Origin of the sequence: Microcystis panniformis FACHB-1757 (genome assembly GCF_001264245.1) — a bacterium.
GTDB classification, from domain to species: domain Bacteria; phylum Cyanobacteriota; class Cyanobacteriia; order Cyanobacteriales; family Microcystaceae; genus Microcystis; species Microcystis panniformis.
Window position 1 is genome coordinate 3,164,270 of record NZ_CP011339.1, and the last position, 26,430, is coordinate 3,190,699.

Annotated in this window: 16 protein-coding genes and 3 pseudogenes; 6 read left to right on the forward strand and 13 right to left on the reverse strand. The window is 43.1% G+C overall.

Features of this window, described 5'->3' with window-relative positions; genetic code table 11:
- Positions 1 to 35 precede the first annotated feature (35 nt).
- The 5 genes and pseudogenes from VL20_RS15330 to VL20_RS15345 all read right to left on the reverse strand — a co-directional run bounded on the left by VL20_RS15330 (position 36) and on the right by VL20_RS15345 (position 5,469).
- The gene (locus VL20_RS15330) at positions 36 to 1,253 is read right to left on the reverse strand and encodes an ATP phosphoribosyltransferase regulatory subunit (RefSeq protein WP_052276994.1); all 1,218 of its coding nucleotides are present in this window, start codon (positions 1,251 to 1,253) and stop codon (positions 36 to 38) included.
- Between the two features lie 180 nt (positions 1,254 to 1,433).
- A pseudogene (locus VL20_RS15335) lies at positions 1,434 to 2,776 on the reverse strand (chloride channel protein).
- 149 nt (positions 2,777 to 2,925) lie between these two features.
- A pseudogene (locus VL20_RS33800) lies at positions 2,926 to 3,164 on the reverse strand (hypothetical protein); the annotation flags it as partial.
- Between the two features lie 104 nt (positions 3,165 to 3,268).
- Positions 3,269 to 3,724, reverse strand: coding sequence for a peroxiredoxin (locus VL20_RS15340; protein WP_002760875.1), 456 nt, complete (start codon positions 3,722 to 3,724; stop codon positions 3,269 to 3,271).
- 50 nt (positions 3,725 to 3,774) lie between these two features.
- The gene (locus VL20_RS15345; RefSeq protein ID WP_052276995.1) at positions 3,775 to 5,469 is read right to left on the reverse strand and encodes an ABC-F family ATP-binding cassette domain-containing protein; all 1,695 of its coding nucleotides are present in this window, start codon (positions 5,467 to 5,469) and stop codon (positions 3,775 to 3,777) included.
- A gap of 173 nt (positions 5,470 to 5,642) precedes the next feature.
- Here VL20_RS15345 and VL20_RS15350 point away from each other — a divergent pair, with 173 nt between their 5' ends.
- Positions 5,643 to 7,247 (forward strand): CocE/NonD family hydrolase, encoded by a 1,605-nt coding sequence (locus VL20_RS15350; protein ID WP_128575232.1) that lies wholly within the window; start codon positions 5,643 to 5,645, stop codon positions 7,245 to 7,247.
- Here the strand turns inward: VL20_RS15350 and VL20_RS15355 are convergent.
- The 3 genes from VL20_RS15355 to VL20_RS15365 form a co-directional block, all read right to left on the reverse strand.
- The gene (locus tag VL20_RS15355; protein WP_002794004.1) at positions 7,230 to 7,805 is read right to left on the reverse strand and encodes a hypothetical protein; all 576 of its coding nucleotides are present in this window, start codon (positions 7,803 to 7,805) and stop codon (positions 7,230 to 7,232) included. The two genes, VL20_RS15350 and VL20_RS15355, sit on opposite strands and share 18 nt — an antisense overlap.
- A gap of 494 nt (positions 7,806 to 8,299) precedes the next feature.
- Complete coding sequence (locus VL20_RS15360) at positions 8,300 to 9,259, reverse strand: aldo/keto reductase (protein ID WP_052276997.1); 960 nt, start codon at positions 9,257 to 9,259, stop codon at positions 8,300 to 8,302.
- Positions 9,260 to 9,617: 358 nt separating this feature from the next.
- Positions 9,618 to 11,111: a polysaccharide biosynthesis/export family protein gene (locus VL20_RS15365; protein WP_052276998.1), complete on the reverse strand. Its 1,494-nt coding sequence runs from the start codon at positions 11,109 to 11,111 to the stop codon at positions 9,618 to 9,620.
- 130 nt (positions 11,112 to 11,241) lie between these two features.
- Here VL20_RS15365 and VL20_RS15370 point away from each other — a divergent pair, with 130 nt between their 5' ends.
- Entirely contained in the window at positions 11,242 to 13,440 is a 2,199-nt protein-coding gene (locus tag VL20_RS15370; RefSeq protein ID WP_052276999.1) for a phosphoketolase family protein, read from the forward strand.
- A 68-nt stretch (positions 13,441 to 13,508) separates the two neighbouring features.
- Here VL20_RS15370 and VL20_RS15375 read toward each other — a convergent pair whose 3' ends face one another.
- Positions 13,509 to 14,444, reverse strand: coding sequence for a 2OG-Fe(II) oxygenase (locus VL20_RS15375; protein WP_052277000.1), 936 nt, complete (start codon positions 14,442 to 14,444; stop codon positions 13,509 to 13,511).
- An 84-nt stretch (positions 14,445 to 14,528) separates the two neighbouring features.
- Here VL20_RS15375 and VL20_RS15380 point away from each other — a divergent pair, with 84 nt between their 5' ends.
- The 3 genes from VL20_RS15380 to VL20_RS15390 all read left to right on the forward strand — a co-directional run bounded on the left by VL20_RS15380 (position 14,529) and on the right by VL20_RS15390 (position 20,012).
- Positions 14,529 to 15,656 (forward strand): ABC transporter permease, encoded by a 1,128-nt coding sequence (locus VL20_RS15380; RefSeq protein WP_052277001.1) that lies wholly within the window; start codon positions 14,529 to 14,531, stop codon positions 15,654 to 15,656.
- A 114-nt stretch (positions 15,657 to 15,770) separates the two neighbouring features.
- On the forward strand, positions 15,771 to 16,997 hold the full coding sequence (locus VL20_RS15385) for a glycoside hydrolase family 10-like protein (protein ID WP_052277002.1): 1,227 nt from the start codon (positions 15,771 to 15,773) through the stop codon (positions 16,995 to 16,997).
- Positions 16,998 to 17,132: 135 nt separating this feature from the next.
- A complete protein-coding gene (locus VL20_RS15390) occupies positions 17,133 to 20,012 on the forward strand; it encodes a UPF0182 family protein (protein ID WP_052277003.1) in 2,880 nt (959 codons plus the stop codon).
- A 149-nt stretch (positions 20,013 to 20,161) separates the two neighbouring features.
- Here VL20_RS15390 and VL20_RS15395 read toward each other — a convergent pair whose 3' ends face one another.
- The 4 genes and pseudogenes from VL20_RS15395 to uvrB form a co-directional block, all read right to left on the reverse strand.
- Positions 20,162 to 21,241 carry a hypothetical protein gene (locus VL20_RS15395; RefSeq protein ID WP_052277004.1) on the reverse strand — a complete coding sequence of 360 codons (1,080 nt, stop codon included), beginning with the start codon at positions 21,239 to 21,241 and terminating at the stop codon, positions 20,162 to 20,164.
- Positions 21,242 to 21,269: 28 nt separating this feature from the next.
- Positions 21,270 to 22,314 (reverse strand): annotated as a pseudogene (locus VL20_RS28980) (IS630 family transposase).
- 326 nt (positions 22,315 to 22,640) lie between these two features.
- Positions 22,641 to 23,660: a hypothetical protein gene (locus tag VL20_RS15410; protein ID WP_052278483.1), complete on the reverse strand. Its 1,020-nt coding sequence runs from the start codon at positions 23,658 to 23,660 to the stop codon at positions 22,641 to 22,643.
- A gap of 4 nt (positions 23,661 to 23,664) precedes the next feature.
- Positions 23,665 to 25,668 (reverse strand): excinuclease ABC subunit UvrB, encoded by a 2,004-nt coding sequence (gene uvrB / locus VL20_RS15415; protein WP_052277006.1) that lies wholly within the window; start codon positions 25,666 to 25,668, stop codon positions 23,665 to 23,667.
- 191 nt (positions 25,669 to 25,859) lie between these two features.
- Here uvrB and VL20_RS15420 point away from each other — a divergent pair, with 191 nt between their 5' ends.
- The gene (locus tag VL20_RS15420; protein WP_002760830.1) at positions 25,860 to 26,351 is read left to right on the forward strand and encodes a hypothetical protein; all 492 of its coding nucleotides are present in this window, start codon (positions 25,860 to 25,862) and stop codon (positions 26,349 to 26,351) included.
- Positions 26,352 to 26,430 lie beyond the last annotated feature (79 nt).

The following is a 26,430-nucleotide window of genomic DNA, read 5'->3' on the forward strand; positions in this document are numbered from 1 at the left end:
GCAGAAGGCAGTATTTTCGCCGCTTTTGCCCCCTTTTAGAGAGATTCTTCGATCACGGAACCATCTTCTTGCACCCAGGCGAGATTTTTAATCATTCGATCGCGGGCATAGGTGCGAATTTGTGCCTCGCTGCGACCACCTAAATCGATCGCCACCCTCAGATTAGGATCACTGGTGCGAAGGGAGCGAGCTTTACTAAAAGTCGCTATCTGGGCGTTATTACCCAAAGGGACAAGCAACCAGTCGAGGGGGGGAGCTTGAGTGGGTAAAGTCTGCCCCGATAATAGACTTCCGTGCAGTTCTTCGATATTCAGGGAAAAACCGATACCCGGAGCCGATTGGCCTTGGGGATGAAAAACGCCCAATAATTGATCATAGCGTCCGCCCTGGCCTAAAATACTGAGATTTTGCTGGTGATCACTAACCGCCTTAAAAACGATGCCGGTGTAGTAATCAAAGGTTTGAATGAGACTTAAATCGAGAATTAGGGGGAAAGGACTAGAGCGATCAGCATTAAGCAGCTCTACTAGGGATTTAAGGTTATTAACGGCTTTTTGGGCTGATTCTTCCTGGGCTAATAGGGCCACTTGTGCGAGGACATCCTCAGGATTACCGCGCAGATGAAATAATTGTCGGGCTTGCTGCCGGAGGATTTCGTTGGGATAGGGAAGATTTTCGAGGCTAACGTAGTCGAGGAGGGCTAAACAGCGTTTCACCTGTTCCCGTAAGGGATCCGGAAAGGGAGAAAGTAGCGAACGAGTCAAACCCGCTTCTCCTAAAATAATCTGCCAGTTAGGGACGGCCAAACTATCGAAACAGTCGGCCAGGAGCAGTAAAATCTCGGCATCGGCTAGTAAACCGCCAGAAAAGAGCAGTTCTACCCCCGCTTGATAGAATTCCACTTGACGACCGTGATAACCGGCACTAGGGCGACGAAAAACGTTGGCCCGATAACAGAGACGTTGGGGATAGGACTCCCCACTCATGCGGGTGACGGCACTACGGGCAATGGAAGCGGTTAATTCGGGGCGTAATCCCGATAGTCCTTGACTATCCCCGTGCAGTTGGATCACGGTGCTGGGATCGATCGCACCGCCTGCGGTGAGGGTATCGAGCCATTCAATGGTGGAGGTGACGATCCTTTGATAGCCCCAACGCTGAAAGACAGACTGAAGGCGATCGTTAATCCAGCCTTTTTGGGTAACTTCTAGGGGTAATAAATCCCTTGTCCCCGCCGGGGGTTGATGAATCATGGGAGTTTGCTAATCAAAATCGGTGGCACTGGTCAGTCCTATTTCACTTTACGACAAGTTGGGTTTAAAGCAGCAATTCTAAATTTGCCCTGTAGCAAGGCTTGTGGGGGTTAGTTCCCATAATACGGGGTCAAATTCAATGGGATTGCAAATTTGATTTCAATCCCCTGACGGTGGCTTCTAGCGGAACATTGCGCGCAGGGAACTGGAGAGTTGATTGGCTGCCCGTGCGGCCACCAATCCCGAAAGGGCGGCGACCACTACTGTGGCAAGGCAGGTTAGCTGGGCTGCCCCTGGTCCACCCACCCCCAGCACCATCGCCATGGCGGTCAGAGGTAGGCGATAGCCGCCCGCAATACCGGCCGCTGCCCCCGCCGCACCAGCCAGATCCCCCGAAATCTCAAAGGTGGTTGCGAACACCCGGCCGCTGAGGTCGCCGATCGCCAGAAAAGGGACAAACACGCCGCCACAGCCCCCGGCTAAAACGGCAGCGGTGGTGGCGGCAGCCCGGAGCAGAGCTACCGCCAACAGGTGGTAAGGAGTCGTTTCAGTGTTTTCGGCCCAGACGATAGCGGCTCCCCCTGGACCAAAAGCCGCTGCAGGGGTCGCCACCTGTCCGATCACGATCGCCAAGAATAGCATCACCAGGCCACCGATCAGGAGACGAGTGGCGGGCCTGTTCCGCAAGCCTCTGGCCCAGTAGATCGCCTCACCGGTGAGGGCTGTAATCGTGCCAGCGATCGCTCCGATCAACAAAGTAGCACCCACCGCATCCCAGAAGTCAGTCGGGGCAACCTGCGGCACCACCAGCCGGATCAGTTGCAGCTTAAAGGCAACGTTGACTCCCCATCCCACCAGTCCCCGGCTAACATCGCCGCCACTCGCTCCGGGGTGATCGGAACCTGGCGTCGCTGACTCAACTCAAACATAAAAAAGCTGCCCACCAGAGGGATTCCCATCAGAGCAGAAACACTTGCCGCACCGCCACCGATGGCCAGGGGACGCACCAGTTGACGCAGGGCTGGATTTATGATACCTAACCAAGTTCCCGTCGCCACGCCAATATGAGCCGCTGGTGATTCGGTTCCCATGGGCGCGCCCAGCCCAACAGTGGAGAGGATGGCCAGGGCGCGCAACGGTGCTAGATTCCAGGGGAATCGCTCTTCCGCGCCGGATGCGTTGACCACGTCACCGGTCAGATCGGCGCGAGCAATGTCATGGGGGAAGGAGTACCAGGCCATGAGAGAACCCCAGCGGCCAGAGGCAGTGGCCTCCCGGGGAGCTAAGGTCTGCACGGGTTGCCCCCTACCCAGTCCAAACAGGACTAGCACTGCTAAGGTAACGCCCACCAGAGGCAGCAGCAGTAGCCAGACACTATCCAGTCTAGAGGCAATCCAGAGGGTTTGCTTAATTGCCTCAGTCAGCAGCACCGCGGCCAGAGAGCCGATCAAACCGCCGAGCAGGCCGCCAACAGCCCATGGGCCTACCCTAGTTAACAGAAGTTGTAGTTTGTTATTTAGCATCGCGCCAAGAAAGGTGAACTTTTATCGTTCCTATAGCAAGTCCATTGGAGTCGTCAAGCAAAACACCCTGAAAGTCTTTACTATATAGTTAGTAAAAGTATAGTCAATTATAAACAGACTGAATTCCATTTGAGAAATTCCCTTCACTTTTACTTCGAGAGATTAATTCTCCTTGGCTGAACTACGCACCTCTCTATCCCATAGCTGAACGGATTTGGGAATGCTTTTCTTAGGATGTTGTAACTTGAAACCACTACTCAACGGATTTAGTATAAGTTAACATTTCAATTAGACGGTTATAAGGAATAACGACAAACTTTTGGGTGTTAGCTTTGCCTATGTTAGCCTTCTGTTTCCAGCCGTCATTTTTGCCAATAACTAAAGCAGATTGAGGGTGTGTTAGTCAAAATTAACACACCATTAATTTTATTTTTAAGTCAGAACTGTCCCAATTATGGGATAGATGTTTTAATTTCTTGCATAATCATCAACCTAAAAAGATTTAATCGTGTTCAAAGATTCGGTAACGTGAGCTTTAAAATCTAACATAGAATCGAAAATATGTCTGACGATTCCCTCTTGATCAATGATATAGGTAACTCGTCCGGGGAGGACGAATAAGGTAGAGGGAACACCGAATAATTTACGGACTCGGTTATCGCTATCACTTAAAAGGGTGAAGGGAAGATTATATTTTTGGGCAAATTGTTGATGAGATTGGGGACTATCGGCACTAATACCAATAACTTCCGCACCCGCATCGGTAAACACTTCGTAACTATCGCGGAAAGCGCAGGATTCTGCGGTACAACCCGGAGTGTCATCTTTGGGATAGAAATAAATTACCAGGGATTTTTTACCGATTAAATCGCTGACATTAACCGTTGCCCCTGTTTGGGAAGGGAGAGAAAAATTGGGAACTCGATCGCCTACTTTTATAGCTGCCATAAGATTAATTAATTGAATAGATAATCGTGGATAGGGTGATACTTTACATTCTAACCTTTTTTGGCCTTTTGTTTAGCCCGTTTCGCGGCAGCTTTAGCGGCTTTTTCTGCTTCAATGCGTTTTTGTTCGGCTTTTTGTTTTTCTTCGTCTAGTTTTTCTAGATAATAGTGATAATCTCCTGCATAGACAATTAATTCCCCATCCCGAATCTCGACAATTTTGTTAGCTACCTGGGAGATAAAATAACGATCATGGGAAACAATTAAAACCGTGCCTTCATAAACTTTTAAAGCCGATTCTAACATTTCCTTGGCGGGAATATCGAGGTGATTAGTGGGTTCATCGAGAATTAATAAGTTAGCGGGAGCAAGTAACATCTTGGCTAAAGCAAGACGCGCTTTTTCGCCACCACTCAAAGATTCTACTTTTTTTAATACCGTTTCCCCACTGAATAAAAATCGCCCTAAAAGACTGCGAACCTCCACATCTTTCCAATCGGGAACTTCATCATGAATGGTATCTAAAACAGTTTTAGTTAGGTCTAAAGCTTCCGCTTGGTTCTGCTCAAAATAACTAGGAATAACGTTGTGTTTACCGATTTCGATCGAGCCTTCTGTGGGAGCTTCTAACCCAACAATTAAACGTAAAAGCGTGGATTTTCCTGCACCATTTGGTCCTAAAAACGCCACTCGATCGCCCCTTTCTATTTCCAGATTTGCTCCCAAAAAGAGAATTTTATCATCGTAAATGTGAACAATATTTTTAATAGTTACCACTTCCCGACCACTACGCACTGCTGGAGGAAACTGGAATTTTAAGGTACGCACATCGGCAATTGGTGCTTCAATTTTTTCTACCTTTTCTAATTGTTTTTCCCGGCTTTTTGCTTGGGTACTGCGGGTGGCACTGGCCCGGAACCGATCCACGAAAGCTTGCTGTTTTTCTAGTTCTTTTTGCTGACGTTCGTAGGCACTTAACTGAGCAGATTGTTGTTCGTATTTTTGCTGTAGGTAGGCAGAATAATTACCTAAATAAGTGGTAGAAACTCCCCTTTCAGTTTCGACAATTTTGGTACAGAGACGATCAAGAAATTCCCGGTCGTGGGAAACTATGACCATGGGAGTGGTTAAATCCTTGAGGAATTTTTCTAACCATTCAATGGTTTCTAAGTCTAAATGGTTAGTCGGTTCATCGAGGAGTAAAATATCGGGAGTTTGCAGGAGAATTTTACCTAAACTCATCCGCATTTGCCAACCACCACTAAAGGAACTTACCAAGCGATCGCCGTCATCGCTAGTAAAGCCCATTTCTGGTAAAATTTTCTCGATGCGCGCTTCTAATCCGTAACCATCTAACGCTTCAAATTGTCTTTGTAGGCGATCCAATTGATGAATTAAGCGATCTAATTCTTCGGGATCAGCTTTTTCCATGCGCTGGGGAATTTCTATTAGTTGATGGTGGACTTGATTCGCTTCTTGAAACACCGTCCAAAATTCCTCCCGTACCGTCCGACGGGGATCCACTTCAAATTCTTGGGTAAGATAGCCGATATGGAGACTGGTAGGACGGATGATCTCCCCGGCGGTGGGTTCCACTTCCCCCATAATAATTTTCAGCTGGGTGGATTTTCCGGCCCCATTGACTCCCACCAACCCGATGCGATCGCCAGTTTTTACTTCCCAAGTGACATCTTTTAACACTTCTCCCGTCGGGTAAATCTTACTAATTCTCTCTAGTCGTAGCATCGCTGATTTTTCTCCAGTCCTAGGCAGTTGAGGCAGTCCGCCTCTATTGTAACATTTAGTTAAGCTTTATCTGGTCTTTGTCAAGTTTTCTCGATTGAGCCACCCGACAGTATTTTTGATCTGAAAGAGATAATAATGTTTAATCCCTACCCATAAAAAAAGAAACGGCTAGTTTGATCACCAAAGATGGCATTAGTTTAGCTGCCGATATTTATCTTCCCGATAGTAGGGAATCTTTTCCCATTTTACTAATGCGACAACCCTACGGAAAAACGATCGCTTCCACGGTGGTTTATGCCCATCCTAGCTGGTATGCACGTCAGGGTTATATTGTAGTAATTCAGGATGTCCGGGGACGGGGAAACTCGACGGGAAATTTTAATTTATTTGCCCATGAAATTAGCGACGGATTAGAAACCATTGAATGGGTTTTAACTATTCCTAATAATACGGGTGTGGTGGGAATGTATGGTTTTTCCTATCAGGGAATGACTCAATTATACGCCGCTACTAATGGTCATGCTGCTTTAAAAACTATTTGCCCAGCAATGATAGCTCACGATTTATATCGAGATTGGGGCTATGAAAATGAAGCATTTAATTTACAATATAATCTCGCTTGGGCAATACAATTAGCGGCGGAAACAGCTAGATTAAAAGGGGACGAAACTGCCTATCAAAAACTCTGGGTAGCTTCCCGAAATTTACCCCTTTTTTATCCTATTGCTGCCTCTCCCCAAATTCTGCAAGATTTAGCTGCTGATTCTTTTTATCACGATTGGATTACTCGTTATCTTCCCGATGACTATTGGCAAAATTTATCACCGCAAAACCTGTTAAAAAATATCGATTTACCGATGTTACATATCGGGGGTTGGTTCGATCCTCATCTCCGGGGAACTTTGGGTTTATACCAAGAAATGCAAGCGCGTTCTATCTATCCCCAACAGCTAATTATTGGTGCTTGGACTCATCTACCCTGGGGGAGAAAAGTAGGAGAGATAGATTATGGTCAAGAGGCAATTAGTCCCGTGGATAAAATGCAGCTGCAATGGTTTGATTATTTCTTAAAAGGTCAGGAAACGGAATTATTAAAAAATCCTCCTATGTATCTATTTCAAATGGGGTCTAATCAATGGCGATATCTGGAGAAGTTTCCCAGAGAAAATCAGCAAATTTATTATCTTGCTAGTCAAGGTTTAGCCAATCTGCGCGAGGATGAGGGGAAATTAAGCGCGATTTTGTTAGAACCTGCGATCGAGGATACCATCGTTCACGATCCTTGGCGACCAGTGCCATCTTTAGGAGGTCATAGCGCCCTACCGGGGGGAATATTCGACCGCACCATGCTAGACTGTCGCAGTGATGTGATTACCTACACTTCTCCCCCCCTAGGGAAAGATTTAACGATTTTGGGCAGTCCCCGTCTGGATTGTTATTGTCAAGCAGATGCGGTTAGTTTCGATATCTGCGCGGTGGTTTCTCAAGTTACCCCCGATGGTCGGGTTTTTAATATCACTCAGGGTTATAAACGGGTAAATAATCCCGAATCGCCCCTAAATATTGCCATGCAAGCCACTTTTATCACTATTCCTCAAGGTCATAGCTTGCGTTTGAGTCTCAGTGCCTCTTGCTTTCCTGCACATCCCGTCAATGCGGGGACCGGCAGCTATCCCCACGCGAGTCGGGCGATCAATTTTTCTATTATCACAATTAAGGTTTTTTGTCAAGGAAATTTTCCTGCAAAATTGTTATTACCTTTAGTCGGGGAAAGCTAAACCGCTGCGGGGATCGCGAATGTATAAACCTAACACCAGCGAGGAGATAACCGTATCCCAGACGGGGGTGAATTTGTCCGCATCATCGACCCAATAATCCATAGTAATTAAACATTGAACACCAGAACCAATACCCACGGCAATGCGCGAATAAGCTGGTCGATTTTCTTGGGGGTCGATGAATTGAATTTGCACCCAAACAATGCGGACAGTTTGGCGTTTTTCTTGGATAACTTCGCCAATTTCGTGAGGATTGCGGCTATCTTCACGAGCTAATTTTTTGACCATTCCTTTCAGGGGCAATTCTTTCCAATCTCCGGGGGGAAGTAAATTATAGGAAACCTCTAAACGACAATCATCATTGGGGGGTTTTCTATCCAAAAAACGAAAGGAATTATCATCGGGTTCAAAATGCCAATCTTGAGGAACTTCAAAGCGAACTGCACCGCGACCAGCTACAAAAATACTATTACCCGGACTAGATTTCCAGTTATGATCTGGATTTAAGTCGAGGGTTTCTTTAATCCATTGCAGATTGTGTTTTTTCGATTTAGCCATAGGGATAATCCTGCGGTAAGAATCGGACTATAGCTATCATTATACAGGCTTTTTCCTAAGAATTAAATAGGGTGCATCTCACTTTTGTAAATCTACTAAGTAAAACGTAGGGTGCGTTACTAACGCACCACCTATCATCAACTAAGTAGCCAGTTACAATCAAAGAACAGGAACTGAATCTCACTTTCGTAAATCTACTAAGTTGGGATTTGTAAAGGGAACTCTCTTTTAAAATTGGGCGTTACTTTCGATTTTATCACTCAATCCAAGCTTTTGGGGGGTTCTACCCCCCAAACCCCCCGTTGGGGTCGTGGCGCCGCCCCCAAACCCCGGAGCGCATTAGTTTTTCGGTGGGATGCTTAGACGCGATTGTTCATATTTTTGTACCAATTTAAGAGTCACTGATAATTGCTGATTGTCGGTATTTCTGCAAATGTTGAGATGCACCCACCAAAACTTCTGTCTTCACCATTAGGATAACTGCTGCATAATTTTTAAAAATCCCACAGCACAGGATTATCATCCAAGAAATCAGTTACCTGTTTACCAATATTATCAATTAATTGTAGGTCTTCTGGGGTTAAATTAATTGTCATTGCTTGAGCGTTATTAACTGCTTGAGCGGCATTTCTTACCCCAGCAATTGCATTAGTTTGGGGTTGTTTAATTAACCAAGCAAGAGATAATTGAGCTAGGGAACAATTATAGCGTTTAGCAATGGGTTCTAATTGAGTTAAAGCCGCTTGTACCCTCTGAAAGTTTTCGCCATGAAAGAGTTTATTTTTAATTCTATGATCCTCCGCTGCCAACTGATAACCATTTCTAAATTTTCCTGTTAATAAACCTTGGGCAAGGGGAGAATAGGCCAAAATAGAAATATTATTCTCTATACAATAGGGCATAATTTCCTTTTCTACCGAGCGCCAAAAGAGAGAATAGGGAGGTTGAATACTCTCAATTCTGCCGTATTGACTGGCTTCTTCCAGTTGAGAGCGGGAGAAATTGGAAACCCCTATAGCTCGAATTTTTCCCTGTGCCTTTAGATAATTAAGAGCGGCCATAGTTTCAGAAATAGGCACTATTTCTGTGTTCCATGAGCCACTAGGCCAATGAATTTGGTAAAGATCGATATAATCAGTTTGGAGGTTTTTTAAAGAGCGCTCGCAAGCTGCGATAACTTGCTCATATTTGAGGTGATTAGCAAAGACTTTGGTGGCATAAATTACCTGTTCTCGCACATCGGCTAAAGCTTGAGCGACAATCAATTCTGAGTGACCTTCCCCGTAGATTTCGGCTGTATCTACAGTGGTAATTCCTGCCTCAAAAGCTGCACGAATAGCCTTAATACTTTCCTCATCTTCAATACCTGCCCACATCTTTTTTCCTGCTTGCCAAGTACCCACAAGAAGGGGAGTAATTTCTATATTAGTCTGACCGAGATAGCGTTTTTGCATAACAGTTTTTTTGATGGGTTATGTATGCTTAGGGTTTTAGTCGGGTTTAGGGTTTAAAATCTCAGCTAAAGAGGACTAAAGTGACAAGGATAAAAACCTTTACCAGTAGGGGTGTAAAGAACAAACTTAACAAGCCACAAAAAAGACCTAATAAGCGGGTACTGAGGCTAATTATTTCGCCTTGAACATTATAGCTAATCGACAGGGCGATGAGGGCTAGAGTAAGGAGAAAAATCATAGTTTTCTTTCCTGAGTCTATTGAGCAGAAAAGCCGTGACTGCTCACGACTTTTTGCCGTTTCTATATCTATTATTAGCTCGATTACTGGGCTAATGACATCGGGGTAAAGTGAACTTTTTTAACGGAAAAGATTTAAAAATCCGTTGAAGAGGCCTGTCAGACCGGTAAAGGGACTTAAAACCGTGCCGAGGGTGTCGGTGGCAGAGGCCAGACCGCTACGATGAACCACAACCACATCATTATTACGGAGAATCGGGTTAGTTTTCTCGTTGATACCCTGGGAAAAATCGATGTTAATTGAGTTTTTGGTGACAGTCCCGTTAGGATTGAGACGAATTAATTCCACTGTGGACTGATTGGCGCGACGCTTATCAAAGTCTCCTGCGGTTAAAATTGCCTGATTGAGAGGGGTATTGGGAGGAACTTCAATTGTCCCCGGTTTTTTCACTTCCCCGACCACTTTCACGTTAATGGTTTTGGGGGCAAAACTGGCCGATGCTAGGGTTTCCGATTCCTTGGCCGAGATTTCAGTAGCGGTGGGGATAATCACCGTATCCCCTTCTTGGAGGATGATATCAGCGGTCATATCGCCTTTATCGAGCAAACTCCAGAGATCTACGGGGATTTTCTGCTGGGAACCGTCACGGGTGTAACGCAGCACTTGCACCTGTCGGATATCGGCGAGGGGTTTGATACCTCCCGCTTCTTGGATAGCTTGGGTTAGTCGGGCCGGTTGTCGTCGAATTCCCCGATTATTCTCTGTGGTGACGGTGTTAACTTGATTGGGGACAATGCGATGGGACCCCGGACGATAAACTTCTCCCACCACAGTAACATTAATTTCTCGATCGCTATCTAGTCCAAAATTGGCATCAGCTAATTGATTGACTTCCCCGACGCTAAGGGTCGTTTTAGTGGGAATAACGATGCTATCACCATCTCTAAGGCTAACATCTTGGGTTTTATCGCCTTTTTGGATTAATTGCCAGAGATTGGCTTGAATTAGCTGTTCTTGTCCCTTGAGGTTGCGTCGGATTTGAACTTGACCAATATCGGCCACGGTGGTTACTCCCCCCGCTTGCCGGATTATTTCGGTCAATAGGGGCGTTTTTTGGCTTTGTTCGGGGTTAATTGTATAAGTACCCGGACGATTGACTTCCCCCGCGATGGCGATTTGCAGAGGCCGGGGAGTGAGAATGCTAACAGTAACCACGGGACGCTTGAGATAGGTGGTGTAACGCTTGGCCAAGGTTTGGCCGGCTTCGGTGACGGTCATTCCCTCCACTTTGACGCTACCAATCAGAGGTAAAGTCAGGGTTCCATCGGCTAAAACAAGGAAATCGCCGCTTAAATCCGCGACTTGGTAGACGGTGACGCGCACTTTATCCCCTTCTCCTAGGGTGTACTCTTTGCTTTCTGCGGGGATAGGAGCAATCGCCTCTTTAGCGGGTGCAGCGCTACTAGGAGGAGTAGCTTGGACTGGGCGAGCTTCTAAGGAAGTTAGAGGGGCAATAGTGCCGATAATTAATAGATAACGCAGTGATTTGCTGATTAAATGCTGTAATTGGCCGCTATTTAACATGATCAATAGGATTAATTTTATCGTTAACATTGGCGATTAGTGTAGCACAAATAGTCGATCGCCTATGGAAACCCCCTGTAATATCGCATCTATCGAGAGTTACCGCTAACTGTAAGATAGTTTTAATGATTGCCTGTATGTAAAGGGGTATATTAATTTTATGACAGCTACTAGCACAATTCCCGATTTTTGTCAAGGGATAAAATATTTTGGGACTTCCTTACCCGAATTTGATAAATATGCAGGAAAAGCCGCTATCGCTGAGGGAAAAACCGCTATTATTGCCGCTAATGACCCAAATGCTATCTATCAAACTCTCCTAGCCGCCGATGCTTTGCGTTACCTCACCCTGCAAATCACCGCTACCAAAGAATCGGGACACCCCGGCGGTTTTGCCAGCGCTGCCGACGTAATTGCCTCTTTGATGATGTTAGGCCAGAAAAATATCTTCACCGAAGTGGGCCATCATGCCCCCGGTTTTTATAGTAACGTCTTTCTCGATCGCTCTCTCGAAGCCATGGGCATCAGCAACGTCAGGGAATTGGGAGAACGTTTTCGGGAAAAACACGGACTTTTAGGGCATCTTTCCGGACAAATCCCCGGACTGCTCGGGCCGGCTGGTCCTTTGGGCCAAGGCCAACATTTCGCCATGGCGGCGGCCAAATTACACCCTAATACCCTTTTCCCTGTGACTATCGGGGATGGTGGTTTAGGAGAACCGTATATTATGAGTAGTTTCGGTCATTTTCACACTGCTTATCCAGAAATTACCAATTTTCTGCCGATTTTAGTTTGGAATGGCTATTCCCAAGAACACCATAGCATGGTGTCCCTGAAAACTAACGCCGAAATGGAAGCCTATTGGCGCGGTAATGGTTTCGAGGAAGTGATTCTCATTAATGCCAAAGACTTCGATGATGCTAATCAAAATGGGGAATATGTAGATAGCACCAAATTCTCTTTTAACCAGCGTCTGGAGTTCATGAAAGCGGTGTTAATGGCCACGGATAAAGCCGCCCAATTAGCCCTAGGTGGTAAACTAACGGTGATCATTATTAAACAACTTAAAGGGGCGGGAGTTCACAAACGGGGAGCAGCTTCCCATAATCTTTATCCGGGAGATTCTTTAGAAAAAGATTATATCGTTACTGCCTTACAAGAACGCGCTTTACCCCCTGAAGCTTGGGCAATTGTTCGTACTAATTTCGAGCGCTCTGGAGGGGGTCCAGCAGCGGAAACAGTGGTAACGGAAAAAGTCTTCCCGCTGCCGGATTTAGGAACCTTACCGATGACCGAATATACTGTGGGTGGCGATAAAAAAGTGGCCACCACTGCTATGGGGGAATTTGTGGTAGCTGTGGGTAAAGCTGACCCCAATTTTGTCGTCACTAATGCTGATGGTAATGCCGCTTCGGGAATTAATAATATTAACGTCGGTTTAAAGATTATTCACCCCACCAGCGATGATACCTATTTCCAGAGTCCGAAAGGTCAAGTTTATGAGCCTTTAAGCGAGGATGCCTGTGCCGGATTAGCCGTCGGTTTATCTCTCTTGGGAGCGCGGACTTTATGGTGTTCCTACGAGTCTTTTGCTATCAATGGTTTACCGATTTGGCAGACTGTAACCCAAGCGATGGCCGAGTTACGTCGTCCCACCCCTTCTACTATTACTTTATTCACCGCCGGAGCCTTGGAGCAAGGACGTAATGGTTGGACACACCAACGCCCAGAGATTGAAAATTATTTCGCCGCTATGATGCGAAATGGTAATATTTTCCCTCTCTTTCCCTGCGATGCTAACAGTATTCAAGTCTGTTATGAATGGGCGTTAGGAACCAGCAATAAAGGCATTACAATCACCGCTAGTAAATCGCCTTTACCGGTGCGAACCACCTTTGAGCAAACCCATCAAGCTTTAGAAAAAGGCGGCGTAATTCTCCAGGAATCGGAAGGCAGTAAAAAAGTCGTTTTTGCCGTCATTGGTGATATGACTTTATTACCCGTCTTTGAGTCTGCACAACAGTTAGAAGCAGCGGGAATCGGTGTAAAAATCGTCTCGGTAATTAATCCCCGTCGTCTCTACCGTCCTAGCGATGTGATGAGTGAAACTAGCTCGCAAGCGGATAATAATTTCCTTGATGATGCTGGTTTTGATAGTCTCTTTGCTGGTGATGCTGTAATCGGAGTAACCGGTGGTACAAGTGCCATGTTAGAACCGATTATGTTACGCAGTAATGCGCGTCGGGATGTCTTTGCTTGGAAACGGGGAGAAACCACCGCCAGTGCTGGGGAAATTATGGCCTATAATGGCTTAACTGCCAATGCTTTAACTGCGCGTGCTACTCAGTTATTAGGTTAAGTTCCCAGTTAGTTTTTTTGGTTATTCCCTACTTTCCAATCAAAGAAAGTAGGGATTTTTTTCTCAGGTCATTTTCGCCAACGGAGTAAACTTTTAATAATTTGCCATAGGCGAGGATATTGGAGGGATAGATAGCGTTTAATATGGGATTTTAAACTAACTAAATCCTGAGATTCTTTCAGTTCTCTATCTTGATAAAAACGAATTAAATCATCCCGTCTTTTCAATAAAATTTTAATTTGTTGGTAATCTTCCGAGCTTAAAACTTGATGGGGTTGAATATTTTCTGGCAGCGGGCGCGGGATGTAAAAAGTTGTATGAGATGGGGATAATTCTTCGATAGGACGTTCTTTGCTATAGAGATAGATAGAAAGAGATTTCCGGGATAAATGCCGTTGATTTTCTGGTAAATTAATCTGAGAAAATCCATGCCATGAATATTCATTGGTTTCAAAAATAAGACAACGATTAAAGATAGGTACAAAAGATTTAATCCTATTCTCTTCCGGTTGACGAGGATTGGAATGTAACTCTAGATTCCCTCCCCAATCTGCTTGCCATTGGGGATTTAAATAGATTAATAAATTCAAGCGGCGATGATACCAGTGACGCTCATCAAGGTTAAAATCAATGTGAGGGTCTAATTCTTGACCGTGTAAATTTTCGTGGGTTCCACCCCCATAAAAACTAGGGTCTGGAATTAAATTATCGATACCAGTTAATTGGGAAATTAACTCTAAAAACTCTTGAGCTTGAACGTAGCGGCCAAACTGTTGATAAACACCCCCCAAACCGATTAAATCCTCATTAACCGCCTTCCCGCCAACTTTTCCTAACTCACTAATGGCTTTTTGCGGATTAAAACTCGGAAAATTTTCCAGCAAAATTTGCGCTTGCTCCCTAACTAAAAAATTATCGATGACCAAATGCTTAAACGGTTGCGCTGTCTCAAAATCTTGACGATAGACAGAAGATTTCTCATAAACAAGGGGATTGATAAACATTAGACAGCTTTTTTGTTGGTATGATGAATTGTAGCAATCAAACTAGCAAAATAAAGATTAACTCTCCTATTGACCTCATCGCCTATGGACTGGTGGCACAAACTCAAAGATAATCCTCTCGCCCGTTGGGGAGCAGTTTTACTGTTAATCTTCTATTTAAGCGTAATGGCGGCGGATTTTGTCGCTCCCTACTCTCCCTACTCCTCTCAACCCGGTCAGTCTCTCCTCCCCCCCACCCAAATCTTTTGGCGCTCGCAGTCGGGAAGTAACAAGGGTGAGTGGATTGGCCCCCACGTCTATCCCACCACTCAAAGTGCTATTAATATAGAAACTGGTGAGCGGAAGCTAATTAGAGATTTTAACAACCCCTTGCCGCTGCGTCTCTTGGTTAAGGGTGAAACCTATAATTTTGGTCAAATTCGCCTACCTTTGCCGCCAAAATGGGAGGAAGTAACTTTATTCCCCGGTATCCCTTTTGATCGCCATCTGTTCGGGGTCATCGGCGATGGTAGAATCAATATATTGGGAACTGACGAATCGGGACGCGATAGTTTTAGTCGCTTGATTTTCGGGGGCAGAATTAGTTTATTTATCGGTTTGGTCGGGATTTTAATTTCTTTCCCTATCGGTTTATTTGTTGGTGGCGTTTCTGGCTATTTTGGCGGTTGGTTAGATGCGATTTTAATGCGTTTTGTGGAAGTTTTAATGACTATCCCCGGCATATATTTACTCGTGGCTCTGGCAGCCGTTTTACCCGCAGGATTAACCAGCACCCAACGCTTTTTATTAATCGTCCTGATTACTTCTTTTATCAGTTGGTCGGGATTAGCGCGGGTAATTCGCGGTCAAGTTTTATCCCTGAAAGAACAGGAATTTATTCAGGCCGCTAAAGCTATGGGAGCAAAACCCCTTTATATTATTCTGCGTCATGTGCTGCCCCAAACTGCCAGTTATATCATTATTTCTGCTACGTTAGCCGTGCCGGGTTTTATCGTGGCCGAATCGGTTTTAAGTTTAATTGGTTTGGGAATTCAACAACCAGATCCTAGTTGGGGAAATATGCTTTCTCTGGCTACCAATGCCTCAATTATTGTTCTACAACCCTGGTTAATTTGGCCAGCTGCTTTGTTAATTATTCTCACCGTTTTAGCTTTTAATTTACTCGGTGATGGTTTACGCGATTCTCTAGATCCTCGCAATTTAGAGAGATAATTTAGTTATTATCAGTTATCAGTTATCAGTTATCAGTTATCAGTTATCAGTTATCAGTTATCAGTTATCAGTTATCAGTGAACTGATAACTGTAAAGTCTCCCCACTTCCCATTATGAATAAAATCAGTAAAAGTTTTAATAATTTCGCCGATAGTTTGGTGATTTATAGTCAAAGATACGGAAAAATAAGCTGGGTAATATTTTTAATTATCTTTGCTTGTATCATGACGATAACCTTTAATTATCCGGCACAATCGACCAATCAACCCCAAGAAAAACCCGAAATTCGTGGAGTTTGGTTAACTAATATCGATAGTGAGGTATTATTTAAACCGCAAACCCTAAAAGATGCCCTTGATAGGTTGGCTGATTTAAACTTTAATACTATTTATCCCACGGTCTGGAATTGGGGTTATACACTCTATCCTTCTAAGGTAGCAGAAAAAGTGACAGGACGAGCGATCGATCCCCATAAGTCTTTAAAAAATCGCGACTTTTTAGAGGAAATAATTAGCCAAGGTCATCGGAAAAAATTAAGAATTATTCCTTGGTTTGAATTTGGTTTTATGGCTCCTGCGGATTCAGAATTAGCCAAACGACATCCCGATTGGTTAACCCAAAGACAGGATAAAAGCGTGATTTGGTGGGAAGGAAAAGTGCATCAACGGGTGTGGTTAAATCCCTTACATCCACAAGTACAAAACTTTATTACCGATTTAGTCAGCGAGATTATTACTAACTACGATATAGAAGGAATTCAGTTTGATGACCATTTTGGTTATCCCGCCGATTTTGGCTATGATGAAACCACAATTAAACTCTATCAAAGGGAACATTCGGGACAATTACCACCGCAAGATTACCAAGATAAAGCATGGATTCAATGGCGGGCCGATAAAATTACTGACTATATGAATAGTTTGGCCCAGACGATTAAAAAGCAGCAACCTAGAGCGATTATTTCCCTATCTCCTAATCCCTACACTTTCTCCCTAGAATCCTATCTTTTAGATTGGCAAAAATGGCAAGAAAAAAACTTGATTGATGAATTAATAGTGCAAGTGTATCGAACTGATATGAACGCCTTTGACTGGGAATTATCCCAACCAGAATTACAGCAAGCTAGACAATCTATCCCCGTAGCTATTGGGATTTTATCTGGTTTAAAAGGTCGTCCGATTCCGATGGTTAATATTACTCAACAAGTGGAAAAATCGAGACAACAAAATTTTGGTGTTTCTTTCTTTTTCTACGAAACTTTATGGAATATCAGCAATGAATCCCCTTCCTATCGACGCAGGATTTTTCGGGAAATACTCCAGTCTGCTAATCCTAGCTAAAATGGCTGACTTTAAGCGAAATTATTGCCCTAACCTAGTCATAGTTTCTTAAGTTTATCTTTAAATTAAGAAAAAGCAGCAGGGAGAAACTAAAATCGCTAGAATGAAAAAAGACTCTCCCTTATCACTTTATCCATGTTGATCAGACATAACCGAAGCTCGATCGCTAAACCTATTTTACTGTTTCTCGGCTGCCTTGTGATCGGGGAGTTGGGGATATTAGTTTTAGCCAATAGCCTCTGGTTTACCGAGATGGGTTATTTAAACACTTTCCTGAAACAATTGTCTTGGCAACTAGGATTAGGTTGGGGAAGTGCGATTCTTTCTCTACTCTTTATTTTTACTAATTTACGTTTAGCCCAGCGTTTTCGTTGGCAAAAACCCAAAGAAGATAGTTATCCTCTTAGTCCTCAATCTCCTAGTATTAATTTACTCGGCCTTTTGATTATCACAACGGGAATTGGAGCTTGGATTGGGTCAATGTTATTGTATTACAGTAAACTAGCCCTCAGTCTCTGGACACCAGATTTTAATCTCCCTAACCTTAGTTCTTCCCTAAGTTCTCCTCTGCAAATAGTTTGGATTAGGCAAGTATTAACCGATATTTCCAGTAATCTTTGGCAAGGGGTAATTATCGCTTTTTTAGTCTTGGGATTATTAATTAAAACCGAGTATTTTTTGCGAATAATATCTATAGTATTAACTGTCATGCTATCTTTTATTATTGCTGGGCAGTGGGCGAACTTTTTAAAATATTTTTATGGTGTTCCTTTCAATATTAACGATCCTCAATACGGGAATGATTTAGGTTTTTATATCTTTCAATTACCCCTGTGGCAGTTACTAGAATTATGGCTCGGTGGTGTGGGAATATATACTCTTTTTGCTGTTAGTTTAACCTATCTTTTTTCGGGTGATAGTCTTTCTCTGGGAACATTTCCGGGGTTTTCTCGTCCGCAACTGCGTCATTTATACGCCCTGTGGAGTGGGTTAATGGGGCTGCTAGTATTACACCATATTATTCAGCGTTACCTGCTACTTTACTCTCCGGAAGGGGTAGTTTATGGTGCGGGTTATATCGATGTTCATGTTGGTCAATTTATTGAAATTATTCTGGGAATTATTGCAGGAATAACCTCTATATGGTTAGGAGAAAAAGCATTATTTGGTAAAAAAGACCGTCGCAAGTTATACAAAAACACTAAGAAAAAGTTGGTATTTTACCCCTACTTAGTTCCTGTATTTCTCTATTTAATTGTTTGGATAAGTGGCACAATTATCAGTGGACTATTACAAAGAACTGTCGTACAACCGAATGAATTAGTGAGAGAAAGACCCTATATTGAAAGAAGTATTCAATCCACAAGAGCGGCTTTTTCCTTAGATAGAATTGATGCCCAAGTTTTCGATCCACAGGCCGAATTAAATGCCGAAGTTTTAGAGAGAAACCATCTAACTATCGATAATATTCGTCTTTGGGACACCAAACCACTGCTAGAAACTAACCGACAATTACAGCAAATTCGCTTATATTATAAATTCCCTGATGCTGATATCGATCGCTATCGGGTACGCGTAGGACTGCCTGAAAAAATCGAGGAACGTCAAATATCTGAAAAACAACAGACCATTATTGCCGCTAGAGAATTAGATTATAGTGCGGTTCCCACTTCTGCTAACACTTGGGTGAATAAACACCTCGTTTATACCCACGGTTATGGGTTCACTCTTTCTCCGGTTAATTTAGTAGCTGCTGCGGGTTTACCTTACTATTTTGTCAAAGATATCGGCACAAATAAAGACGAAGGAGCCCTCCAAACTTCTAGCGAATTAATTGATTATAGTATTCCCATTGGTAAACCCCGCATTTACTACGGGGAATTAACTAATAATTATGTGATGACTCCCACCACCGTAGAAGAATTGGATTTTCCTAGCGGGGATGGAAATGTCTATAATACCTACGATGGAAAGGGAGGAATCTTAGTGGGGAAGGGGTGGAGACGTTGGCTATTTGCCCTTTATCTGCGGGATTGGCAAATGTTATTTAGCCAAGATTTTACTCCCGAAACTCGCTTGTTAATGCGTCGTGATATCCAAAATCGCGTGCAAACTATCGCACCTTTTTTAAATTATGATCGCAACCCCTATTTAGTAGCGGCAGATGTGGGCGATAGTAGTAGTAAATTACATTGGATTATTGATGCTTATACTATCAGCGATCGCTATCCCTATTCTGACCCGGGGAAAGATAAATTTAACTATATTCGCAATTCGGTGAAAGTGGTAGTGGATGCCTATCATGGAACAGTGAATTTCTATGTTGCCGATGAAAATGATCCAATCATTCAGACGTGGAGTAAAATCTTTCCTCATCTCTTTAAATCTTTAGCAGAAATGCCAAAAACTCTCCGCAGTCATATCCGTTATCCCGAAGATTTATTTAGTACCCAAGCAGAAAGATTATTAACCTATCACATGACCGATCCGCAAGTATTTTATAATCGGGAGGATCAATGGGAAATTCCCCTAGAAATTTATGGCACGGAACCCCAGGCTGTATCACCCTATTATTTAATCATGAAACTGCCCGATTCCGACAAAGAAGAATTTATTCTTCTCCATCCCTATACTCCCTCTAGTCGGCAAAATTTAATCGCTTGGTTGGCAGCTCGTTCAGATGATAGAGAGTATGGTAAGTTATTGCTCTATCAATTTCCTAAACAAAGGTTAGTGTACGGGCCGAATCAAATTGAGGCTTTAATTAACCAAGATCCAGATATTTCTCAACAGATTTCTCTTTGGAATCGGGACGGTTCTAAAGTTTTGCAAGGACACCTATTAATTATTCCCATTGAACAATCGCTGCTTTATGTAGAACCTTTGTATCTAGTGGCAGACCAAAATAGTGTCCCGACAATCGCTAGAGTAACAGTTGCTTATCAAAATAAAATTGTCATGGAACCAACCTTGAAGGAAGCTTTAGAAAAGCTATTCCAACGTCATCAGAGTTAAATTGCCGCTAATTGGCCACAAATTAGCAAGAAAGCTGATGCTGGTTCCAGAACGATCCTCAATATCCCCGAATTTGCCCAGAAAATTGCCTGCTCTGGTTAATCAGCCAATTTCAAAATCCAGTATCATTAAAGGATTGAGTTATTCTTTTAATTGGAAAAGTGGGCAATTAATTCTGTGCGAGATGAATTAATTATTAAAGGGGTAAACTCCTCCACTGGTAATAATAAAATGCGCTCGATGATTACGGACAAATCTGGGTCTAAACTACCAAAACGAGCTTTCAATAAATTTTCTATCACCAGACGTTCTCCTTGTTGAAGACCCTGTTGAAGACCCTGTTGAAGACCTTGTTGAAGACCTTGTTGAAGACCCTGTTGAAGACCTTGTTGAAGACCTTGTTGAAGACCCTGTTGGAGACCCTGTTGGAGACCCTGTTGAAGACCTTGTTGAAGACCTTGTTGAAGACCCTGTTGAAGACCCTGTTGAAGACCCTGTTGAAGACCCTGTTGACGGCCAGCATCCAGTTCTTCCTGAAGACGGGAAGTGTATAAAGGTGATAATCTCATAATTAACTCTCTGTCCTCCTGTTCAAGCTCTTGATCGTTAGTTAAAGAAGTTCTCAAGTTTAATAATAATTCTAGAGCATTTACCCGAAAAGGATGATCCTCTGGTAACGATTCTAGCTCATCGATCGCCCTTGCTTGTACTTTTCCCCGGCCTAAAATTCTTAACCAGAGAGTTGCTTCTGTTGGGGGTAATTGATGGATAACGGTGATTGCCGTGCGTAAAGAGGGAGCTAAAAAATAGATACCTTTCCCCCAATTCTCCTCATCTAATTTAGCTCCGAATCCTCCTAACAGTTGCGAGGAAGCGGTGGGAGTCAAAATCCAGAGACGGGGGATTTCTGCCTCGTTAACATTCGTTTTCTGACGATTTGCTTGACGATTAATTTCTCCTTCCACTTCCAACAGTTTTAACAGACAAGTCCTAATTTCTGTAGCAGTGACAGGATTGCGAAAGGGTTCAAATAAACAGGGATTAATCGCCATTTTTCCCAGTAATCCTAGCAGTTCTCTCGGATTATTATCGAGCATCTGGGGTGAAAACCAGACATCGATTTCTCGTACTTCTCCTCGTACAACCCGTGCCGATTTTACTTCTCCCAGAGAAGATAATAATTCTTCGAGATAATCTTTGGCAAACTGGTCATGAATAAATCTAGTCATAGGTTTATCTAAGATGATTTAATATACTTTAGACGTTCATAATCTGAGATTTATTAAACTTCTGAAATCGTAGAGTCAGCAAGGAATCCAGTTCTTTTTTATGTTTCAGATGGGCATCATTCAGACATTCATAAATAGCTGAAGAAAAGTCAGAAAAGTTCTCATAATATTTACCATATAAACATTTCTTTTTGACCAATTTCCACAGCCTTTCAATTAAATTTAGATTAGGTGAATAAGACGGCAGATAGAGCAGTTCTATTGACAAAGAAAGAGCTAATTCTTCAACAATTTTACATTTTTGATAGCGGGCATTATCTAAGACTAGAGTGATGGGAATCATTAGTCCTAAAGCAGCTATTTTTGACGTGAGTTCACATACTTGAGTTGCTGTAATATAAGTTTCATATGTTACCAGAATAACTTCATGGGTTATCGCATTTAATGCTCCTAAAACCTTAAAGCGTTTACGCCCGCTCGGTGACTTAACAAAAAGTCTCTCAAAACACCAAACAAAACCGAGAAATGCTCCCATAACAAAGTGAGGCGCATCAACAAAAAAAACAGCCCTTTTTCCTTCTTTAGCCTCATTTAGTCTGGGTTCTAGCTTTTTTTCTTTGTAGTCCTCTTGTTCATCTGGGTCAGCTTTAGAAGGAAGAGAACCTACTTTTAAACATTTCATTCCCATTGATTTTAAGAATTTTCTCACTTGGGTAGGACTTCGTTTTATTCCCGTCAATTCTTCTATCCTAATATACAGCTTCATTTATTGTGGCTGGTGGATTTTTCTCGAAGTATTTTTTGAGGGTTTCTTTTTGAGACTCTAATTCACTTTTAGGGCGATAGAAGTTGATTTCTTTTAATTTTTCTATTCCGCCTTCTTCATAATCTCGAAGATAGGTTGATAAGGTATTTGGCGAGATTCCTGCTAACTGACAAATTTTTTGGTGCGGTATCTTTTGGCTTTTTAACCAGAGAACTTCCATCTTCAGTTGAACCTGGGGATGAGGATGATGAAATCTTTCATAATACAGTGAGTTCTTTTCTTCTTCCGTGAATTCTAGGTTAATCATGTTTTTAATGAGTGCTTTGCTTCTAATTATGACTCTTAAACTATATTATTGTCCTTGAGTAAAAAATGCAAGTTGTAGCCGTGCAAAGTATAACTTAAGTGGGTGGGTGGAATTAAATATAAGATGAACGTAGGTTGGGTTAAAGCATGAAACCCAACGCCCGATTATGTTACGCTACCGCTAACCCATCCTACAAATAATTGTGCCTCCCTACTTATCTCGCGATTGCTTAATCCGAAATATCCCCAATTTGCCCAGAAAATTGCCTGCTCTGGTTAATCAGCCAATTTCAAAATCCAGTATCATTAAAGGATTGAGTTATTCTTTTAATTGGAAAAGTGGGCAATTAATTCTGTGCGAGATGAATTAATTATTAAAGGGGTAAACTCCTCCACTGGTAATAATAAAATGCGCTCGATGATTACGGACAAATCTGGGTCTAAATTACCAAAACGAGCTTTCAATAAATTTTCTACCACCAGACGTTCTCCCTGTTGAAGACCCTGTTGAAGACCTTGTTGAAGACCTTGTTGAAGACCCTGTTGAAGACCCTGTTGAAGACCTTGTTGAAGACCTTGTTGAAGACCTTGTTGAAGACCCTGTTGAAGACCCTGTTGAAGACCCTGTTGACGGCCAGCATCCAGTTCTTCCTGAAGACGGGAAGTGTATAAAGGTGATAATCTCATAATTAACTCTCTGTCCTCCTGTTCAAGCTCTTGATCGTTAGTTAAAGAAGTTCTCAAGTTTAATAATAATTCTAGAGCATTTACCCGAAAAGGATGATCCTCTGGTAACGATTCTAGCTCATCGATCGCCCTTGCTTGTACTTTTCCCCGGCCTAAAATTCTTAACCAGAGAGTTGCTTCTGTTGGGGGTAATTGATGGATAACGGTGATTGCCGTGCGTAAAGAGGGAGCTAAAAAATAGATACCTTTCCCCCAATTCTCCTCATCTAATTTAGCTCCGAATCCTCCTAACAGTTGCGAGGAAGCGGTGGGAGTCAAAATCCAGAGACGGGGGATTTCTGCCTCGTTAACATTCGTTTTCTGACGATTTGCTTGACGATTAATTTCTCCTTCCACTTCCAACAGTTTTAACAGACAAGTCCTAATTTCTGTAGCAGTGACAGGATTGCGAAAGGGTTCAAATAAACAGGGATTAATCGCCATTTTTCCCAGTAATCCTAGCAGTTCTCTCGGATTATTATCGAGCATCTGGGGTGAAAACCAGACATCGATTTCTCGTACTTCTCCTCGTACAACCCGTGCCGATTTTACTTCTCCCAGAGAAGATAATAATTCTTCGAGATAATCTTTGGCAAACTGGTCATGAATAAATCTAGTCATAGGTTTATCTAACATGATTTAATAACTTATCTCGTAATTGCTTAATCCGATCACGATATTTAGCTGCTGACTCGAATTCTAGATTTTTCGCCGCTTCTTTCATTTGCGCTTCTAGTTGTTGAATTAACTCGGGAATTTGTTCCAAAGAAAGCTCTTCTATATTCTCACAAACCTGATCTAATTGTTGGGAATTTAGACGACGGGAAATATCCAGAAAAGCTAAAATTGAATTACTCGACCTTTTAACAATCGGTTGCGGAATAATCCCATGTTTCTGGTTATATTCCTCTTGAATAGCGCGCCGTCTCTTAGTTTCTTCGATCGCATTAATCATACTATCCGTGAGATTATCTCCGTAAAGAATTGCCTGACCGCGAATATGACGAGCGGCCCTGCCGATAGTTTGAATTAAAGAGCGGGTAGCCCTTAAAAATCCTTCCTTATCTGCGTCTAAAATCGCCACTAAAGACACTTCCGGCAGGTCTAACCCCTCGCGAAGCAAATTCACCCCGATCAGCACGTCAAAGACCCCTTCTCGCAGGTCTTGAATAATTTCAATCCGTTGAATTGATTGAATTTCCGAATGTAGATATCTAACTTTAATTCCCCTTTCTTGCAAGTATTCGGTTAAATCTTCGGCCATGCGTTTAGTTAAAGTGGTAATCAAAACCCGTTCATTTAACCGCACTCGATCTTTAATTTCCCCTAATAAATCATCCACTTGTCCCTCGGTTGGTCGCACAAAAATCTCCGGATCTAAAACTCCCGTCGGTCGGATAATTTGCTCAACAATGCGATTTTCTGACTGTTCTAATTCCCAATCTCCTGGAGTGGCCGAAACAAAAATACATTGATTAACTTTCTGCCAAAATTCTTCCGACTTCAAAGGACGATTATCCGCAGCACTGGGTAAACGAAACCCGTGATCGATCAAAACTTTTTTTCGTGATTGATCGCCATTATACATCCCGCGAATCTGCGGCACACTAACATGAGACTCATCCACAACTAATAACCAATCTTGAGGAAAATAATCCACCAAACATTCCGGCGGTTCCCCCGCTAATCTACCCGCTAAATGCCGCGAATAATTTTCTACGCCATTACAATAACCCACTTCCTGCAACATTTCTAAATCATAACGAGTCCGTTGGTCTAAACGTTGCGCTTCCAGTAATTTGCCCGCTTTTTCTAACTCCAATAAACGGTTATCTAACTCGGTTTTAATATCCCGACAAGCCACCTCTAAACGCTCCTCCGGGGTAACAAAGTGACGGGCCGGATAAATACTAATTCGCTCTAATTTTTGCAAAACTTCCCCCGTCAGGGGATCGAGATAACGAATACTTTCAATCTCATCGCCAAAAAAATCAATTTTAATAACCCGATCCTCGTAAGCGGGAACAATTTCCAAAATATCGCCCTTCAGACGAAAACGACCGCGAGTTAACTCCAAATCATTGCGATTGTACTGCACTGACACCAAGGCCCGTAATAATTGCCTTTGGTCGAACTCTTGACCAACTGTTAAGGAAATCGCCGCTTTTAGGTATTCCGCAGGCATTCCTAAACCATAAATACAACTAATGGAAGCGACGACGATCACATCCCTGCGTTCAAACAGCGATCGCGTGGCCGAATGGCGCAGCATATCGATCTCATCATTAATCGAAGAACTCTTTTCGATGTAGGTATCGCTGACGGGAATATAAGCCTCCGGTTGATAGTAGTCGTAATAGCTGATAAAGTATTCCACGGCGTTATTGGGGAAAAATTGCCGCAATTCGTTGCATAATTGGGCCGCCAGGGTCTTATTATGGGCAAGGACGAGGGTAGGCCTGCCGATTTTCTCGATCACAGCGGCAATGGTGAAGGTTTTGCCGGTGCCGGTTGCCCCTAGGAGGGTTTGGAAACGATGCTGGTTTTGCAGGGAATCTACTAATTTATCGATCGCTGCCGGTTGATCCCCGGTGGGTTGAAAGGGTGCTTGTAGTTGAAAAGCGGTCATTAGCGGCTAGGTGTAGAGAACAGGCAAAATAAATTATCAATCAAATTACCAACACTTATAGGGTTTTGGGAAAGAAAGATGTATCTTAATATTAGAGAGGATTTTAAAAAAAGATTAAAAGTCTTCGAGAATACCCTAAACTTAAATCTTATCGTTTCCCCGAAGCTATTAACGGAAAGGAGTATCAGGTTATGACGGTGGAAAATCTAGAAACGAACGGGACTCAAACCCCAGCAACCACAGAAGAAAAGACCAGCAGCCCACGCGGTAAAGCTACTACGGCTAAAACCGCCAAAGATAAAGAAGTGGTCGCCCTTTCGGTGAAAAACAACGCTGAATCGGCTTCCAAAGCCTTAAAATTCTATCAACCTGAACATCGCTTACCCGAAAATCGTCCTGTTGGTACTAGCCATCTTCACTTCACGGAAGATGAAATGTTACCCGGGGGCCGTCCCGTGGAAGTTAGCCATCTGAAAGTGGTTAGTACCTATTCTTCCGTCGGTGGATTGCGTCCTGTCGGCTCTAGTGGTATGGAAGTCAGTAGCACTCTAGCGATTTCTGGCAATCGTCCGATCGCTCTCAGTCATCTGCACATTAGCGAAACTTATACAGTCATGGGTAATCGTCCCGTTGCTTCCAATGAAATCGATGATCCCGAAACTTTAATGGGATTTTTGGATTAATTGTTTTGTTGATCAAGACGGATTTTTTCCCTGTCCCGGACGGGGAATTTATTTTTTCTAGCCCACCGTTTTTAATCCC

Bases quoted from the DNA above. Each gene is read 5' to 3' on its own strand.
- VL20_RS15360 (WP_052276997.1), bottom strand. From the start codon at position 9,259: ATGCAAAAACGCTATCTCGGTCAGACTAATATAGAAATTACTCCCCTT.
- VL20_RS15330 (WP_052276994.1), bottom strand. From the start codon at position 1,253: ATGATTCATCAACCCCCGGCGGGGACAAGGGATTTATTACCCCTAGAA.
- VL20_RS15375 (WP_052277000.1), bottom strand. From the start codon at position 14,444: ATGTTTATCAATCCCCTTGTTTATGAGAAATCTTCTGTCTATCGTCAA.
- VL20_RS15420 (WP_002760830.1), top strand. From the start codon at position 25,860: ATGACGGTGGAAAATCTAGAAACGAACGGGACTCAAACCCCAGCAACC.
- VL20_RS15345 (WP_052276995.1), bottom strand. From the start codon at position 5,469: ATGCTACGACTAGAGAGAATTAGTAAGATTTACCCGACGGGAGAAGTG.
- VL20_RS15395 (WP_052277004.1), bottom strand. From the start codon at position 21,241: ATGACTAGATTTATTCATGACCAGTTTGCCAAAGATTATCTCGAAGAA.
- VL20_RS15370 (WP_052276999.1), top strand. From the start codon at position 11,242: ATGACAGCTACTAGCACAATTCCCGATTTTTGTCAAGGGATAAAATAT.
- VL20_RS15380 (WP_052277001.1), top strand. From the start codon at position 14,529: ATGGACTGGTGGCACAAACTCAAAGATAATCCTCTCGCCCGTTGGGGA.
- VL20_RS15355 (WP_002794004.1), bottom strand. From the start codon at position 7,805: ATGGCTAAATCGAAAAAACACAATCTGCAATGGATTAAAGAAACCCTC.
- VL20_RS15385 (WP_052277002.1), top strand. From the start codon at position 15,771: ATGAATAAAATCAGTAAAAGTTTTAATAATTTCGCCGATAGTTTGGTG.
- VL20_RS15340 (WP_002760875.1), bottom strand. From the start codon at position 3,724: ATGGCAGCTATAAAAGTAGGCGATCGAGTTCCCAATTTTTCTCTCCCT.
- VL20_RS15410 (WP_052278483.1), bottom strand. From the start codon at position 23,660: ATGACTAGATTTATTCATGACCAGTTTGCCAAAGATTATCTCGAAGAA.
- VL20_RS15390 (WP_052277003.1), top strand. From the start codon at position 17,133: ATGTTGATCAGACATAACCGAAGCTCGATCGCTAAACCTATTTTACTG.
- VL20_RS15365 (WP_052276998.1), bottom strand. From the start codon at position 11,111: ATGTTAACGATAAAATTAATCCTATTGATCATGTTAAATAGCGGCCAA.
- uvrB (WP_052277006.1), bottom strand. From the start codon at position 25,668: ATGACCGCTTTTCAACTACAAGCACCCTTTCAACCCACCGGGGATCAA.